This is a genomic window from Flavobacterium sp. Root186, from assembly GCF_001428525.1.
Taxonomy (GTDB): domain Bacteria; phylum Bacteroidota; class Bacteroidia; order Flavobacteriales; family Flavobacteriaceae; genus Flavobacterium.
Genome location: NZ_LMHW01000013.1, coordinates 187,971 through 203,968, shown reverse-complemented (window position 1 = coordinate 203,968; position 15,998 = coordinate 187,971). Strand labels below are relative to the sequence as shown.

20 protein-coding genes are annotated in these 15,998 nt (G+C 35.6%); 10 read left to right on the top strand and 10 right to left on the bottom strand.

Going from position 1 to position 15,998, the window contains the following annotated elements:
• Positions 1 to 68: 68 nt before the first annotated feature.
• From ASD98_RS14130 to ASD98_RS14115, 4 genes are all read right to left on the bottom strand, one after another.
• Positions 69 to 1,361, bottom strand: a complete 1,293-nt coding sequence (locus ASD98_RS14130; RefSeq protein WP_056205739.1) for an epoxide hydrolase family protein — start codon at positions 1,359 to 1,361, stop codon at positions 69 to 71.
• A gap of 342 nt (positions 1,362 to 1,703) precedes the next feature.
• Entirely contained in the window at positions 1,704 to 2,585 is an 882-nt protein-coding gene (locus tag ASD98_RS14125; protein ID WP_056205738.1) for an AraC family transcriptional regulator, read from the bottom strand.
• Positions 2,586 to 2,590: 5 nt separating this feature from the next.
• The gene (locus ASD98_RS14120; protein WP_082577862.1) at positions 2,591 to 3,058 is read right to left on the bottom strand and encodes a nucleoside deaminase; all 468 of its coding nucleotides are present in this window, start codon (positions 3,056 to 3,058) and stop codon (positions 2,591 to 2,593) included.
• Between the two features lie 188 nt (positions 3,059 to 3,246).
• A complete protein-coding gene (locus ASD98_RS14115; protein WP_056205737.1) occupies positions 3,247 to 3,612 on the bottom strand; it encodes a DsrE family protein in 366 nt (121 codons plus the stop codon).
• A 260-nt stretch (positions 3,613 to 3,872) separates the two neighbouring features.
• Here ASD98_RS14115 and ASD98_RS14110 point away from each other — a divergent pair, with 260 nt between their 5' ends.
• The 4 genes from ASD98_RS14110 (at position 3,873) to ASD98_RS14095 (ending at position 7,982) form a co-directional block, all read left to right on the top strand.
• Positions 3,873 to 4,961, top strand: a complete 1,089-nt coding sequence (locus ASD98_RS14110; protein ID WP_082577861.1) for an NADH:flavin oxidoreductase — start codon at positions 3,873 to 3,875, stop codon at positions 4,959 to 4,961.
• A gap of 507 nt (positions 4,962 to 5,468) precedes the next feature.
• Positions 5,469 to 6,059, top strand: a complete 591-nt coding sequence (locus tag ASD98_RS14105) for a TetR/AcrR family transcriptional regulator (protein WP_056205736.1) — start codon at positions 5,469 to 5,471, stop codon at positions 6,057 to 6,059.
• A gap of 131 nt (positions 6,060 to 6,190) precedes the next feature.
• A complete protein-coding gene (locus ASD98_RS14100; RefSeq protein WP_056205735.1) occupies positions 6,191 to 6,970 on the top strand; it encodes an SDR family oxidoreductase in 780 nt (259 codons plus the stop codon).
• 10 nt (positions 6,971 to 6,980) lie between these two features.
• Positions 6,981 to 7,982, top strand: coding sequence for an NADP-dependent oxidoreductase (locus tag ASD98_RS14095; protein WP_056205734.1), 1,002 nt, complete (start codon positions 6,981 to 6,983; stop codon positions 7,980 to 7,982).
• Between the two features lie 317 nt (positions 7,983 to 8,299).
• On the opposite strand, the gene ASD98_RS14090 is transcribed toward ASD98_RS14095, so the two are convergent.
• The 3 genes from ASD98_RS14090 to ASD98_RS14080 are packed head-to-tail and all read right to left on the bottom strand — an operon-like array spanning position 8,300 to position 9,515.
• Positions 8,300 to 8,746 (bottom strand): carboxymuconolactone decarboxylase family protein, encoded by a 447-nt coding sequence (locus ASD98_RS14090; RefSeq protein ID WP_056205733.1) that lies wholly within the window; start codon positions 8,744 to 8,746, stop codon positions 8,300 to 8,302.
• Positions 8,747 to 8,757: 11 nt separating this feature from the next.
• On the bottom strand, positions 8,758 to 9,174 hold the full coding sequence (locus tag ASD98_RS14085) for a hypothetical protein (protein ID WP_056205732.1): 417 nt from the start codon (positions 9,172 to 9,174) through the stop codon (positions 8,758 to 8,760).
• 17 nt (positions 9,175 to 9,191) lie between these two features.
• Positions 9,192 to 9,515: a hypothetical protein gene (locus ASD98_RS14080; protein WP_056205731.1), complete on the bottom strand. Its 324-nt coding sequence runs from the start codon at positions 9,513 to 9,515 to the stop codon at positions 9,192 to 9,194.
• Between the two features lie 194 nt (positions 9,516 to 9,709).
• Between ASD98_RS14080 and ASD98_RS14075 the strand changes: the two genes are divergently transcribed.
• The 3 genes from ASD98_RS14075 (at position 9,710) to ASD98_RS14065 (ending at position 12,470) form a co-directional block, all read left to right on the top strand.
• The gene (locus ASD98_RS14075) at positions 9,710 to 11,182 is read left to right on the top strand and encodes a PLP-dependent aminotransferase family protein (RefSeq protein WP_056205730.1); all 1,473 of its coding nucleotides are present in this window, start codon (positions 9,710 to 9,712) and stop codon (positions 11,180 to 11,182) included.
• Between the two features lie 119 nt (positions 11,183 to 11,301).
• On the top strand, positions 11,302 to 11,736 hold the full coding sequence (locus tag ASD98_RS14070; protein ID WP_056205729.1) for a GNAT family N-acetyltransferase: 435 nt from the start codon (positions 11,302 to 11,304) through the stop codon (positions 11,734 to 11,736).
• Between the two features lie 92 nt (positions 11,737 to 11,828).
• Positions 11,829 to 12,470 carry an FMN-dependent NADH-azoreductase gene (locus ASD98_RS14065; protein ID WP_056205728.1) on the top strand — a complete coding sequence of 214 codons (642 nt, stop codon included), beginning with the start codon at positions 11,829 to 11,831 and terminating at the stop codon, positions 12,468 to 12,470.
• Here ASD98_RS14065 and ASD98_RS14060 read toward each other — a convergent pair.
• The gene (locus ASD98_RS14060) at positions 12,462 to 13,046 is read right to left on the bottom strand and encodes a Crp/Fnr family transcriptional regulator (protein WP_056205727.1); all 585 of its coding nucleotides are present in this window, start codon (positions 13,044 to 13,046) and stop codon (positions 12,462 to 12,464) included. The two genes, ASD98_RS14065 and ASD98_RS14060, sit on opposite strands and share 9 nt — an antisense overlap.
• A 146-nt stretch (positions 13,047 to 13,192) precedes the next feature.
• Between ASD98_RS14060 and ASD98_RS14055 the strand changes: the two genes are divergently transcribed.
• Positions 13,193 to 13,636 (top strand): carboxymuconolactone decarboxylase family protein, encoded by a 444-nt coding sequence (locus ASD98_RS14055; RefSeq protein WP_056205726.1) that lies wholly within the window; start codon positions 13,193 to 13,195, stop codon positions 13,634 to 13,636.
• 73 nt (positions 13,637 to 13,709) lie between these two features.
• On the opposite strand, the gene ASD98_RS14050 is transcribed toward ASD98_RS14055, so the two are convergent.
• Together ASD98_RS14050 and ASD98_RS14045 are read right to left on the bottom strand one after the other, a co-directional pair.
• On the bottom strand, positions 13,710 to 14,159 hold the full coding sequence (locus ASD98_RS14050; RefSeq protein WP_056205725.1) for a carboxymuconolactone decarboxylase family protein: 450 nt from the start codon (positions 14,157 to 14,159) through the stop codon (positions 13,710 to 13,712).
• A 5-nt stretch (positions 14,160 to 14,164) separates the two neighbouring features.
• Positions 14,165 to 14,608 (bottom strand): DoxX family protein, encoded by a 444-nt coding sequence (locus ASD98_RS14045; protein WP_056205724.1) that lies wholly within the window; start codon positions 14,606 to 14,608, stop codon positions 14,165 to 14,167.
• A 222-nt stretch (positions 14,609 to 14,830) separates the two neighbouring features.
• Here ASD98_RS14045 and ASD98_RS14040 point away from each other — a divergent pair, with 222 nt between their 5' ends.
• Both ASD98_RS14040 and ASD98_RS14035 read left to right on the top strand, forming a co-directional pair.
• Positions 14,831 to 15,511 carry a DUF1080 domain-containing protein gene (locus tag ASD98_RS14040; protein ID WP_056205723.1) on the top strand — a complete coding sequence of 227 codons (681 nt, stop codon included), beginning with the start codon at positions 14,831 to 14,833 and terminating at the stop codon, positions 15,509 to 15,511.
• A gap of 46 nt (positions 15,512 to 15,557) precedes the next feature.
• Positions 15,558 to 15,998: an energy transducer TonB gene (locus tag ASD98_RS14035; RefSeq protein WP_056205722.1), complete on the top strand. Its 441-nt coding sequence runs from the start codon at positions 15,558 to 15,560 to the stop codon at positions 15,996 to 15,998.

Below are 15,998 nucleotides of genomic sequence, written 5' to 3'. Positions count from 1 at the left end.
CGTAATAAAATAAATTAATGGAATAGAAATCAGCCAACATTTGCATGTCGGCTGATGGACTGAATATTTTATTTGCGAACTGATTTAAAAGCCGCTCTGATTTCGTTTGTAAAAATTTCAGGCTGTTCCCATGCAGCAAAATGTCCTCCTTTTTCTACTTTGTTGTAATAGATTAATTTTGGATATGCTTTTTCTGCCCAGGATTTAGGTGCCGGATAAAGTTCATCAGGAAATACACTTACAGCTACGGGTACTTTAACACCTTTTACAGTAAAATAACCTTTCCCCCAATATTCCCAGTAAAGACGTGCTCCTGAAATTCCTGTATTAGTCAGCCATGTAAGAGTGATATTATCCAAAACATCATCTTTGGTAAGCCCTTCAGATTGTCCTTGGAAAACACGTGAAATTAAAGCATAGCTTCTTGCATCATGATCAAGAAAGTAAGCCGCAAGACCAATAGGAGAGTCGGCGATTCCATACATAGTTTGTGGACGAAGACCTAATTGAAATCCGTATGCAATTCCTTTTTGGTAAACATTTTGTACACGGTCATAAGCAAGTTTTTCATCTGTAGAAAGACCTGCTGGCGCTGGTAATCCTGAAAAAGCAGCCCCATTGATATCATCAGGAATAACACCGGCCATATTAGTATGGATAGCAAGTAGTCCTTGTGGGGCCTGTACTCCCTGTTGGTCTACAACAATGGCTCCCCAGTCGCCACCCTGAGCAACGTACGTAGTATAACCAAGACGTTTCATAAGTATATCCCATGCTTTAGCAATGTGCTCAGGACCCCAGCCTGTTGCAGTTGGTTTTCCAGAGAATCCGTAGCCTGGCATTGAAGGAATAACAACATCAAATGCATCTTCTCCTTTCCCTCCGTAAGCTGTAGGATTTACAAGCGGATCAATAATTTTCATCTGTTCGATTATTGAACCTGGCCAACCGTGAGTAATTATAAGCGGCAGTGCATTCTTGTGTTTTGATTTCACCTGAATAAAATGGATATCAAGACCGTCAATGTTTGTGATGTAATTTGGGTAAGAATTTAGTTTTTTTTCAATTTTACGCCAGTCATATGTGCTGGCCCAATATTTTGCAAGTGCTTTCATTGTTTCAAGCTGTACTCCCTGAGAAGCGTCTTGCACCGTTTCTTTCTCTGGCCAGTTTGTTGCCAGAATACGCTTTTTTAAATTATCCAAATCGGCTTGTGCTGCGTGGTACTGAAAAGGACGAATTGATTCCGTATCAGTGCTAGTTGTTTGTTTTTTCTGAGAAAAACCTGTGCCGAACATCATAAAAGCTCCTATAGTTAAAAAAGAAACTAGGCTGAATTTGTTGAATTTAATTGTTTTCATTTTTTGTCAATTTTAATGAATATTACTTTGATTTAGGGAGCAAAGGTATTTTGGTGATACAAAAATTTCATTATAGAAAACGGTAAGACAGGCGAATAAGGAGTTGAATAAGGCAATCATACAGTTAAAAGGAATTTTAACTATAAGAAATGTTGGATCAAATTATAGTACACACAAGATCAGGCTGAGATGTAAAACAAACCATCGGTACATTGTTAAAGATAAATCTTAAATTTTAAGAATGGGTTTCAGGTTAATATCAGACAAGGAAGTATTTTCAAAATATAGAGTGTGGCGTGAAAGGATTAAAATAAGATTTAAGATATATCTATTTATATACAATTAAGAAGCCCCTCGGTTAAAACCTATTGTGTCTCTGTAAAACTGCGGCGATATATCAGCTTTGCCTTTAAATACCCGGCTAAAATAATACTCGTCATCATAACCAAGTTCATAAGCAATCTCCTTGATTGTTTTATCTGTAAGATATAATTCCCTTTTTGCTTCGACAACGATTCGTTCTGTAATCAGGTCCGAAAGTGTTTTGTTGAAATGGTTTTTTGTAATTCTTGCAAGGGCAATTGGCGTTACATGGAGTATATCAGCATAATCACTTGCAGAATGCTTCATACGGAAATTTTCCTCAATTGCATTTCTTAAATTTTGTATGATTGTCTTTTGTTTGCCATCATGTGTCTTTGTCTCTTCAATCGACTGCTGTTCAAGCTTTATTCTTGTAGCGAGTACTAAAAATATTTTAAGATAGGAAACGATAACTTCATCTTTTCTCAAAGCCTCCATTTTCAATTCATTGACTATTTCAATGACAATATTCAACAGTGATTTTTTTGTGTTTTCCTGAAGCCAGATAAAGGGCTGTTGATAGATATTATTAAACAAAATACCATTGGCAGCTATCTCTTTATGATGCCTGTATATACAGAAGAAATCATGATGAAACTGAATACATACGCCTAATAATGGTCCTTCCGAAGCCAGCATGAATGGCTGATAAGGATAGAACGCAAATAGTGTATTTTCTTCGAAGGTATACTCACAAAGATCAACTTTGGCTAATCCTTCACCAGCGGTAATAATGATTAAAGTGAAATAATTATTGCGCTGAATATGATCAAAATAACTGCTGTTGTCGAACTCGAAAACTTTGAACGACAAGTTGCCGTTCTGCTGATTAACAAGTGTGTAAACGGACTGTGCTAACATGTTATTTATAATTTATTTAGACGTTCTAAAAATTGTGTATTGAGGGCATTACATTCGTCAAAACATATACCGCTGATAACTTTTGGTTTATTTCCCCATTTCGGTACATCTTCAGTAGCAAGAACATTAAATTTTGAGGTGTATCCGCCAATATAAGGAACAGATGTACCATAAATTACTTCAGGTATTCTGTGATGTCGTATCATATAAGAACACATAATGCATGGCTCATGTGTAGTATACATAGATGCCAGATGGAGTTTATCCGAATAACCATTTTTGAGAGCGTCTCTAATGGCCATTATTTCTGCATGATTGGTGATATCTCCGGTTGATTTTCCAGATTCAATACCTGTACCAATTACTTTTCCATCTAAAACAATTAGCGCGCCTACAGGAGGGTTGCCAGCTTCCAAAGCATTTTTGGCAAAGTTCAGGCATTGGTGCATATAATTTTCAGGTTTCTCTTGCATAAATTATAACTTAATCTTCATTTTTTCTTTTGATTTTTATAGGCAGGTTTCACCATAAGAATTACGCTAAAATACTCAAAAAATACGTAACTGCATTAGTATTTGCCTGCTGTTGTGAGAGCTTTTTTTATGATTTTAAGATTAAAAAACTGCCCTGAGTGAAAACACGAGGGCAGTTGAAAACGGGTTTAGAAAATCAAAAGCTCGTAGCCTTCGTTTCTAAGATTAAGGAAACTTGGCAGACCAGGAGTTCCAGGTACTTCATTGTCGTTTAAAAGATCATAGCCGGATATTTCAGTGCCGAATACAGCAACACAACCTTTAGAAAGGCCATGAACATGATCTTTTACTTCTTTATAAAGTCCATTAACCGGATGATCTTCTTTTTCAAGTTGTTCAGGCCATCTTATACCTGCACCCTGAAAAATAATTTTTACATCTTCATTTGCATGTTTGAATTCATATGCTGATGCTAAAGCATTGAATACACGCCCAAGAGCTTCTTCTGAACCAGCTTTCGGATCAGAAAGAATAATAATAGCTGTTTTTTTCATTTTAAATAATTTATTAACACTGCAAAGATCTGACGGTAATGATTTCTAAAGAATGGAAGATTTTTACTTTCTGATGGAGAATTTTACTTCAAGGTAATTTGCCATTCTATTTTTGAATTCAGAGTTATTAACGTGCCTTGAAAGATTAGCATTAAAACATCCATCAGAAAGTAAAAATCGTCCATTTTTCACGAACGAATCTCAAGAGATCTTTGCAATCAATAATAATTATATAAAGTAGAACCTTAAAAATTAAAAAAATGTCTGTTTCTGATTTATTTAAGCCTCTCAGTATGCTGCATGGTCCAGCAATGAGAAATCGTTTCATGCTGGCACCATTAACCAGTCAGCAAAGTGATTATGATGGTACGGCATCTGAATATGACCTATTCTGGATCGAACAGCTTGCGCAAAGCGGTTATGGATTAATCCAAACCAGCGCATCTACCGTAGAAGCAGGAGGGATAGCGTTTGAGCGTCAATTGGGTATTCATAGTGATGACCATTTACCAGGCCTGACCAAGATGGCAGCGGCTATTCGTGAAGGAGGAGGGCTGTCTGCGGTTCAGTTACACCATGCCGGACATCGTGCTAAGTCTTTAATTGGAGGAATTCCGGCTCCAGCTTCGAGCAACACATTGCCGGACATAAAGGCGATAACGACCGAAGAGGTCGAACGAATTCGTAACAGTTTCATCGCAGCGGCAAAAAGAGCTCAACTGGCAGGATTTGACGGAATTTCCGTTCACGGCGCTTTCGGATGGATTCTTTCAGAATTCATGTCTCCAAATTTGAACGATCGAACAGATAAATATGGAGGAAGTCTGGAGAACCGAGCGCGATTTACCATTGAGGTTATTGAAGGTATTCGTTTGGCTTGTGGTCCTAATTTTCAGATAGGCTGGAGATTGTCGATTGAGCGATACGGACTTCGTTTAGAAGAGCTGCGTGAAGTTACTGCCGATATTTTTGATCGTGAGCTGATTGACTATTTGGATCTTGCTTTGTGGGATTCGGCTCAAATCGTTCGTGAAGGAACTTTTCAGGGAAAGACTATGCTCAGCGTTTTTACAGAACTTCCTCGTAAAGGTGTACGTTTAGGTGCAGCTGGAAAAATTATGAGTGCCCAGCGTGCCGGAGAACTTCTTGATGAAGGTTGTGATTTTGTGCTTATCGCCAGAGCGGCCATTCTTCAACGTGACTTTCCTTATCAGGTAAAAGCAAACCCAATGTACGAAAGCCCGCAGCTTCCTGTAATGGCAGATTACCTGCGTCAGGGGGGACTAAGCGAACGTTTTATCGATACCATGCGCGGCTGGCAGACTTTTGTAAAGGCTGGTTCGCTGTAAAAGATTAGTGGCAGCTAAAAATGGTTTAGCTGGGGACTATTTTATCTTATTAAAAATTGGATTGTAACAGTATTAATACAAGAATCAAAAAAAAGTTATTCAAAAATGGGATTAATAAAGTCATTTCACACGGCTATAAGGATTATGATAACCTAAAAATAGCTGTTGACGATTGGCTAAAAAGCATAACAGTTTCTCTGTTTAATAATGGCAATCATGCAAAGGCAGTGCTTGCATAAACTAAAAAGATGAAGGGGCTATATCTTTATTTGAAGATTTAGCCTCTCTATTATATATTCTATATATTCCAAAAACAAATAGCTTTTTTTAGGAAACAGCTTAAAATCAAATCATTTGACTGTCTTTTATTCAAATCATCTTCTTTAAATTTAATAAGTTTTCTCCAAAAGTTTATTGTGCCTTTCATACTAAAACTAAAAAAAAATTTTATTATTTTTAGTTTAAAATATACTTTTTAGTATATTTGCAATTAATATTTTAAGTGTAATGTTAACAAAAGCAGAAAAAACCAAGCAATTTATTTTAGAAACAGCAGTGCCTCTTTATAATGAAAAAGGTATCTCTGGTGTACATATAGATGATGTGCTTGCAGCTACAAAGCTTACAAAAGGCTGCTTATATGGTCATTTTGAAAATAAAGATGATCTTTCGGAACAAGTTATTGACTTGGCACTTAAAATGACTTCTGACAAGGTTAGAGCGGCAGTTTATAAAGGAAAAACGGCAAAAGGCAAAATATTTGCATTTATGGATTTTTATAAAAATCCAATTGAGACACAAATTCCGGGTGGATGTCCAATATTTAATAATGCTGTAGAATCTGATGATAATTATCCTCTGGTAAAGCAGAAAGTTGCCCAAATATTTAGAGCTGGTCAGGAAGAGCTTACTGCATTGCTCCAACAAGGAATTGCTTCTGGAGAGTTTTCCAGTGAACTCGATGCTGCTGTTTTTGCTTTTAAAATGGTAGCAGCAATTGAAGGAGGGGTTGTAATGTGCAGGGTTATGGATACAGCAAAGCCTCTACAAGGTCTGATTAAAAGCTTAAAGTCTGAATTAGAGCAATATTCAATTTGATTTTTTTTGACTAAAAATAAACTAAAAAGTATATTTTAAAAAAGACTAAAAAGTATAATTTTAATTAAAAGCGATAAAAGAATAAATAATTAAGAATACAGAATTTTAATTTAAATAAAATAAAATTTAACATGGATATAAAAGGTAAAACAGTATTAATTACCGGAGGGGCTTCCGGAATTGGACTAGAATCTGCCAGACAGTTTTTAGCAGAAGGTGCCAGCGTAATTATTACGGGGAGAAATGAAGATAAATTAAATGATGCTAAAAAAATGCTTCCAGCATTGACAATCATAAAAAGTGATGTTGAAAATGAAAATGATGCATTATCTCTTTTTGAAAAAGTAACTTTTCTGGGCGGAATTGATATTTTGTATAACAATGCAGGAGTTGGAACTCCAGCTCTTAATCTTGGTATTGCAAACGATCAAATTTTAAAGAACGCCGTTTACGAAATGAATGTAAATTACTTTGGTGTTATAAGACTCAATAACCTTTTTATTGATATGTTGAAATCCAGAAAAGAAAGCGCTATTATTAATACCACATCTATCTTAAGTTTGGTACCTGCCTTAGAAGAACCAACATATTCTGCAACGAAAACGGCCTTAAGCTTTTATACAAAAATACTTAGGAAGAATTTAGAAATAATAAAAAGTACTGTAAAGGTATTTGAGTTACTGCCTCCTGTTGTTGCAACAGAGATGACTGCAAAAAGAACGGATAAAAAAATGACCCCCGAAGAACTGGTAAGAATACTTATTAATGGAATAAAAAAAGATCAGTTTACCATTCGCGCCGGGAATACAAAAGCATTGTATATCGTAAGCAGATTTTTTCCAAAATTAGCTTTTGATTTAGTAAATCCTAAAAAGATTTATCAAAATTTAAAACCATCCATAAAATTATAAAGTATACAATATGAAAGCATTTATAATCAATAAGTACAGTAAAAAAGGAAGTCTGCTGTCTGCCGATATGCCGATGCCAAAACTAAAGGACAATGATATTTTAGTTGAAGTTTATGCAGCAGGAATTAACCTTTTGGATTCTAAAATAAAATCAGGTGAATTTAAACTTATTCTGCCTTATAAACTACCTTTAATTTTAGGGCACGATGCTGCTGGAGTAGTAGTGCAGGCTGGTAAAAATGTAAAGAAATTTAAAATAGGCGATCAGGTTTATGCAAGGCCGTCTGATCATCGTATAGGTACATTTGCAGAGTTTATTGCCATAGATGAAAAAGATGCGGCACTTAAGCCTAAAAACCTTTCAATGGAAGAAGCAGCATCTATCCCTTTAACAGCACTTACTGCATGGCAGGTTTTAATAGAAAAGGCTCAAGTTAAAGCAGGACAAAAAGTGTTTATTCAGGCTGGTTCAGGGGGTGTAGGGACTATTGCAATTCAGCTGGCCAAACATTTAGGAGCTGTGACTGCTTCTACGGCAAGTGCAAACAGTTTCGATTTACTTAAAGATTTGGGTGCTGATATTATTATTGATTACCAGAATAGTGATTTTGAAAACATTTTGAGTGATTATGATGTAGTACTAAACAGTCAGGATCAAAAAACACTCGAAAAATCACTTAAAATATTAAAACCGGGAGGGAAACTTATTTCTATTTCCGGACCTCCGACACCTGATTTTGCAAATGAAATTGGAGCTTCGTGGTTTATCAAAATGATACTTTCTTTAATAAGCTCAGGGACTCACAAAAAAGCTAAAAATAAAAATGTTGACTATTCTTTTTTATTTATGAAGGCAGATGGGCAGCAGTTAAGCGAAATAGCTGCGCTTATTGAAGCAGGTATAATTAAACCGGTAATAGATAAAATTTTTCCATTCGATAAAACCAACGAAGCATTATCACATGTAGAAAGCGGGCGGACGAAGGGTAAAGTGGTAGTTAAAATAAAATAATAATCTCTTTTTTAATATATAAATCAACACTTTTCAATTTAAACGAGCACCTAAATTACAGAATAGTTATAGATGATTCTTCATTTATTGTAGCCCTATAAAGTAGTTTTAACGAAGATCACTTATGATCTAAATTCGGAGATGGAATTTAACTGATTTAAGCCAAAACCGAATGCTTGTTTTAAATTAAGAGTGCTGAATAAATAAATTAAAAGAGATAATCTCATCGTTTAATCTCTTTTAGGATTATACTCAGTTAAAAATTAAAGAACTGGTACTGCTGGAAAATCAACAGGAACTTCTAAAAAATGAAAAAATCATTGTTCAAAAAGATTCATCTTTAAGGAAACACCAATTCTGTTCCATCCATTTATATTTGCTACAGCCATAATCAGTCTGCTGGTTTTCTCTTTGCCAAAAGTATCCAGTGCTGAGTTGTAAACCTCATTACTTAATCCATGACCTGATACCGTGGTTACTTCTTCTATTAAAGCCAGAATAAGCTGATCCTCTCTGCTGAACCATTTTTTTGCTTCCCTCCAGGTACTCAGCATAGAAATTCTCTTAGGATCTTCGCCATGTTTTATGGCATCATAAGTATGTAACTTTACACAGAAATCACAGCTGTTAATCTGCGAGGTTCTAATTTTTATCAGTCCCTGCTGCAATTTGTTTAATCCTGAATTAGAAATTAAAACGTCGAGCTGACTTAAAATTTGGTAGAAATCCAGAATAAAACTTTTGAAATCTAATGTACTTTCCATAATAACCCGAATTAAAATTTAGAATATTTATTCAATCTTCGTGAAGCCGTTATTACCGGCTCAAAATTATCCCAATGTTCAGCAATTTTTCCATTCTCAAGTCTGAACAGGTTATAAAATGAGGTATGTTTATAATAATGATATCCTTCGCTCATTGCCAGGACAAAGTTGCCTTCACCCAGAATTTGATGAATTGCCTGATATTCTGTTTTTCTTCCCTGTTCCGCCCACCTGCGTAAAACATTCTGCACAGAGCTTACATCATCTGAGAGCCGTGGATTATGCTGTATATATTTGTTCTTGTTAAAATAGGACGCTATATTGTAAGTATTGCCATTAAAGAAAACATCTATAATATAGCTTCTTACAATAAGTTTATTTGCCTTCGAATTTTGTATTTCTTCGATTTCAGTAGTCCCGTCAATCATACTTCTGCCGCTTGGATTTACTGTTCTTTTTCCTGATAATTATCCCAGTGTTCTATAATTTGATCTTCCTGAAAGCGAAAAACATCAAATCCGATATATTCATCGTCGTCAATAAATTCACTATGGGCAAAAACATAATCCCCATCCTGAAAAATACGTTTCACATTTCGTCTGGTATTAATGGATCTGGACATTAGATTTTCTACAAAATGTCCTTTGTTTCCCAGAGTATATTGGTTATGGTCTTTAAAATCAGGGTGCAGGTGGTCAGCAAAAGTTGTATAGGTAGTTTCATTAAATAACAGCAGATCTTTTACCAGCTGTTTTCTGATGTTGTTCATATCACTTGTATTTTATTTGTTTAAGCATATGAGAAACCTGATTTTAATAGCAAGGATCTTATTTGCTTTTGGTAATGCAAAATTATTATACATAAAAACGGGAATCATAGGCCAGAAAATATTTAATAAGTAGTCCAGTTTTATTATATTTGAATTACTTTCATAGAATAATAAAAAGACATCAAAACATTCCTATGCTTCCCTATAAAAACCTTATAATAATTGATAAAAAAGACAGTCTGCCGGTTTACAGACAGATTTCATTGCAGCTTATTTCATTAATTCAGGAAGGAAAACTTCCTCCCGGAGCTGTACTTCCAAGTACACGAACCCTTGCTTTTGACCTGCAGCTTCACAGAAAAACAATAGTGGCGGCATATGAAACCCTTGTGTCTGAAAACTGGATCGACAATCTGCCTCGTAAAAGCTACACCGTATCGCCAAATCTTCCAGTGGTAAGGCCAAGATCCTATAATAGTAAAAGAGTGAGTCCATTTGCAGAAGCAGGAACTTTTGATTTTGATCCTTATGAACTTGTAATGCCTTGGTCACGTTCACTAAATAACCACCGTATAGAGATTAATGACGGTTTTCCGGATATTTCGCTGCTTCCTGTACAGGCCCTATCCAAGCAGTTTAAGAAAGCTTTGGAATCTTCCGCCTCTGGCAGACGTTCAGGAGTAAATTTAGATGGTGGCTCCTCAAATTTCAAGACTTCGCTGCGATCATTTCTTAATCAGACACGCGGAATTGATATGGGAGAAGAGAACTTATTTACAACACGCGGGGCTCAAATGGCAATTTATATTGCGGCAGCACTTATTATAAAACCCGGTGATAAAGTTGTGGTTAGTGAGCCGAGTTATTTCATAGCTGAGGCACTTTTTGAGAAACTGGGAGCCGAACTTATTAGAGTGCCGATGGACGGCGAGGGGATGTGTACAGACAGATTAGAAGATATTCTTAAAAAAAATACAATCAAAATGCTTTATATCATTCCGCATCATCATCATCCAACAACAGTTACAATGAGTGTGGAAAGAAGAAATCATTTGATGAAACTTATCACCTCATATAACTTTGCAGTTATCGAAGATGATTACGATTATGACTTTCAGTTCAAATATGACCCTTATCTGCCTTTGGCAAGCGGTGATCACGGAGGCCGTATAATTTATATAGGCTCGCTTACAAAAGTTTTGGGATCTCCTTTTCGTCTGGGCTACATGATTGCTACTTCTGATTTTCTGCAGGCCGCTGCAAGAATGAGAACTCTTATTGACTTGAGAGGAGATTTTATAATGGAAGAAACTATTTCGGGTATGATAGCTAATGGTGATCTTGCTCGACACATTCAAAAAACCAATAAGCTGTATTCGCAAAGGTGCAATTTTTTATCTGATCTGGTAAGTACAGAACTGGGTGATATAATTGACTTTACAAAACCCACGGGCGGAATGGCTTTATGGCTGAGAGTAAAACCCCAATATGATTTATCAAAAATTATTAAAAAGGCCGATCTCAAAGGTCTTGCCATAAAAGGCAGTGCATATTCTACAGGAAAAGATGCTCATTTTAATGCCTTCAGGTTTGGTTTTGCTTCCTTAAATGAGCAGGAACTTGCCGAAGCGGTCCATATTATCAAGACTGTTGCTCAAAGTCTGTAATACGAAGTTTTATCATTCTATTTTATTTTCGTCGTGGACTAGCTTATTATTCTAATCTGGTCTCTGTACGGCGTTCTTTCCGCATCTAATTTTGCTTCGTTAATCAATAAAATAAAATTATGAATATACTAAATGTTCAGACAACAGCAGAAATAGAATTTGCAAAAGAGGCAATTTTACAATTCAGAACTAATGTAGAACCGGATCATGTAGTGGAACAGGTTCTTGAAATGATTACCAGTGGAGGTTTTGAATTGGCCTGCATTCCATCAGACGACAACAGTAAAGCCGCTGCGTTTGTAGGCTTTAGGGTTATAAACATGTTAAGAACCGGAAAGATGATTTATATTGATGATCTTTTTACACTTCCTGAATACCGAGGACGCGGCTATGCAGGAAAACTTTTAGATTATGTAGATCAGCTAGCAGTACAAAGAGGTATAAAATCTGTACACCTTGACAGCGGTTTCGCGCTGCATCCTGCTCACAGACTTTATTTGAGTAAAGGGTACTTTTTGGCCTGCCACCATTTTGCCAAAATGATGAAAGAATAATCAAATTAAAATTAAGAGAAGTATTCCGCTTCTTCAACTAGATTAACTTTTAAAATGTGCTGAGAGGCTAGATTTGCATTAAAATTAGCAATATGAAAAAAATACTAGTAATTAACGCAAGCCCTCGCGAGGAAAGATCCCACAGTAGAAGGCTTACGGATGTTTTTGTTGAATATTACAAAGAGTGTAAACCGGAATCTGTTATAAAATTCAGGGATTTAGGGAAAAGTAATATTCCGCATGTAAACGAAAAATGGATCGCTGGTGCCTTCAAACATGAATCAGCGAGAACGCCTGAAGAAATTGAAACACTAAGATTTAGTGCAGAGCTTATAAAAGAGTTGAAAGATGCTGATGTAATTGTTCTGGGTTCGCCAATGTACAACTGGTCTGTTCCAAGTTCACTAAAAGCCTATATAGATCAGGTTTTAAGGGTAAATGAAACTTGGGAAGTCAATCATGAAGATCAGCGTAATCCGTACATTGGCCTGCTAAAAAATAAATCCTTGTTTCTGCTTCTATCAAGAGGTGCGCAGGGATACGAAAAAGGAGGCTATAATGAGCATATGAATTTCCAGTCTGATTATTTGAGAACGGTCTTCAATATCATTGGTATAACTGATATTCAGGAAGTAAGTGTTGACGGCGAAGCTTTTGGAACGGAAGCATTTGAACTTGCAAAAAATAATTCAAATGCAAGAATAAAAGTGCTTATCAAAAGACATTTAATATAGTTCTTTTTTTGCCCGCAACATACTCATGAACTGCGGTGTAAAACCTAAAAATGATGCAAGCATATATTGCGGAACAATCTGTACGAAATCAGGAAAGGAATTTATAAACTGTAAATATCTTTCCTCAGCAGATTCACAAAGAATTAGTTCCATTTTCTTCAAGGACGCAGTATATGCTTTCTGCATCATTAATCTGAAATAAGTATTAAGTTCAGGAAGTTTAGTAAATAGTTCCTGAGAATCTGATCGGTGCAGAATCAGCATTTCTGTATTTTGAACGGCTTGTATAAAATATTCTGATGCCTTTTGGGTTTCAAAACTTTGGAAATCGCTTAGCCACCATCCCGGAATAGCAAACTGCAATATCTGCTCAAATCCATTGTCTGTATTTCGATAAAACCGAAGGCATCCTTTGGTTACAAAATAGTAGCAGGAGCACACTTCATATTCTTTAAGCAAAAAATCTTTACGGTTTACTTTTCGATATTTTATTTTCGAAATCAGCAGTTTTTCCTGATCTGGACTCAGGCTTGTAAATCTTTTAATGTGGCTGAATAATAGTTCGTGTGGGTTCATAATGCTGGATGTTATTTAAAGGTTTGCCTTAAAGTTTCTTTGGCGAAAATATTTTTTTTATAATTCTTATTTCTTCAAGTACTTTAATTTTTTAGAACTCTGCTATAATCAATTTTGCGTCATTAATAATTTAAATACATAAAACAATGAGTAAAAGAGTAGTTATCAGTGAAGTGCAGCCTCAGGCTTATGAAGTAATGTTTGGATTTGAAAAATATCTTGAAAAATCCAATCTGGATGCATCAATAAAAGAGCTGATTAAAATTAGAGTATCGCAAATTAACGGCTGTGCATATTGCATCAATCTGCATACAAAAGATGCCAGAAAAGGAGGAGAAACAGAACAAAGAATTTATGCCTTAAATGCATGGAGAGAAACTTCTTTTTTTAGTGAGCTTGAAAAAGCTGTATTAGCACTTGCTGAAGAAATGACTTTCATAAATAAAGGGGTTTCTGAGCAGACTTATAATAATGCGGCCAATCTCATGGATGAGGTTACACTTTCTCAGACAATTACGGCTATCATTACCATAAACGCCTGGAACAGAATTGCTATTACTACGCATCAGCAGCCGGCTCTTGATAAATAGTTTTCAGCATTCAGTCGCAGTTTTCAGTATTTATTGTGACTGAAAACTGTGACTGAAAACTGAATACCGTGATTTAAAGCTTATATTTTACAGGATGAAGATGCTGGCTTACACCAACTCTTGTCCAGCTGTTTATGCTTATGGCAGCGAGAATTAAACGGGCCAGTTTTTCTTCTCCAAACAATTCAACTGCTCGATCATAGACTTTATCACTTATTCCGTGTTGTCCAATTAGAGTAACTTCTTCAGTCAATTGCAGAATAACCTGTTCTTCTTCTGTAAACCAGTTTAGAGCTTCTCTCCATGCCGACAGAACATTCAGACGCTGAGGATCTTCTCCAAGTTTTATGGCATCTGTAGTATGCATATTCAGGCAATACGCACAACCGTTAAGTTGTGAGGTACGGATTTTTATCATTTCGATATACAATGGTTCAATGCCTACTTTTGCGACAGCATCAATTTCCTTCATCAGTTTATATGCCTCAGGCAGGTAATCGTGAAATAACAATCTTTTTTTCATATTGATTAGTTTGGTTTATTTATATAATTATCAAGACTCCATTTAAAATTATCTAATGTTGAAAGCAATAGTGCGCCTCCTGTAAAAACAAATACCGGATATTGGAAGGGAGCACCAATTCCTGATGCGAAAATCATGAATACAGCAAAAGTTACTGTTATAAGGGCCGCGCCAAGAGCTGCTAATTTTATCTTAAGCCCTGCTATTAAACAGATTCCTATAATAACTTCTGCAATAGTAGCCGTAAGTCCAAATATGTTAGCGACAGATCTGCTGGCAAATGGAATAAGAGTGTTAGTATAGTTTATAAAATGTTCCCAATCGCCCCAAGCTACTTTTCCTGAGCCAGGTAATCCCATTAATCCAATTCTGTCCATGACCGGTAAAATAAAACCTAGTCCTAATGCGATACGAAGAAACAATTGTGGTATTCCGTTTGAATTTTTCATTTATTGATTTTAAAATAGTTAGGAAATTTGTTGCTTTTTTACTTTGGCAGTTCAAAATTAAGAAGGCACTAAGGGAGCATTTTAGACCAGTTTTGGTTTGTTAAGTAGTCCAGTGTATATTAAAAATAGATGAACGTTTTTTGGGTATCCTTTTTTCAGTATATTTAAAGATATTTCTTAGGAGTTATTTATCAGATTCAATTAATTTAAAAAATTAAACAAATGAAAAAAGTTATAGCTGCAGTTTTGATTTTATCTTTTACACAAATAATTCAGGCACAGAAAGGTTTTAAACCCCTTTTTGATGGAAAAACAACAAATGGCTGGCATACTTACGGTAAAGATTCGGCTTTAGCCGGATGGAAAGTTGAAGACGGCCTTTTGCATTTCAATCCAGATGCGGCAAAAGACGGACAGGGAGGAGATTTAGTAACCAATGCTGAATTTGAAAATTTTCATTTAAAGCTAGAATGGAAAATATCTCCAAACGGAAACAGCGGGATTATTTTTTATGTGAATGAAGATCCTCAAAAATATCCAAATACATTTAGTACAGGTTTAGAAATGCAGGTTTTGGATAACGACGGACATCCGGACGGAAAAATTACAAAACACCGCGCAGGAAATTTATACGATTTAATTCAAAGTAAATCAGAACCAGTAAAACCGGTTGGAGAATGGAATAAAGCCGAAGTAATCAGCAATAAAGGAAAATTAACCCTAATTTTAAACGGAGTTGTCGTAGTAGAAACGATACTTTGGGACGAAAACTTTAAAAAATTAATAGCAGGAAGTAAATTTGCCGACTGGGCAGGATTTGGAACATTCAAAAAAGGAAAAATTGCTTTACAAGATCACGGAAATAGCGTATGGTACCGCAACATTGTACTAAAACAATTATAAATAAACAGGAATAAAATGAAGAAAACGTTTTTTTTTACTTTTTAATTTGATCATAATTACAAGCTGTCAAAAAGAGAGCAGTAAACCTGCAATTGTTAATCCTCCTTTAAAAGTTAAAAAAGAAGCTCCAAAAAAGACTGTATTTGAATATGGTGTTGATGAAAATGATAAGGAAATTTACAATCGGACATTGGTGGATTCTTCACCTGAATATCCAGGAGGCATAAATAAGTTTAATATTTTCTTAACGAAGACTTATGTTATGCCAAAAGAAGCAGTTGAAAACGAAGCGATGGGCGGCATTTTCACAAGTTTTGTAATAGAGAAAGATGGAACATTGTCTCAAATAAAACTTCTTCGCGATTTTGGCTATGGATCAGGAGAAGAGCTGGTAAGGGTTTTGAAATTATCGCCTAACTGGACGCCTGCATTAAAAGGAGGAAAACGAGTAAGATATATTTACAGCTTTCCCTTTTATGTGAAGTAG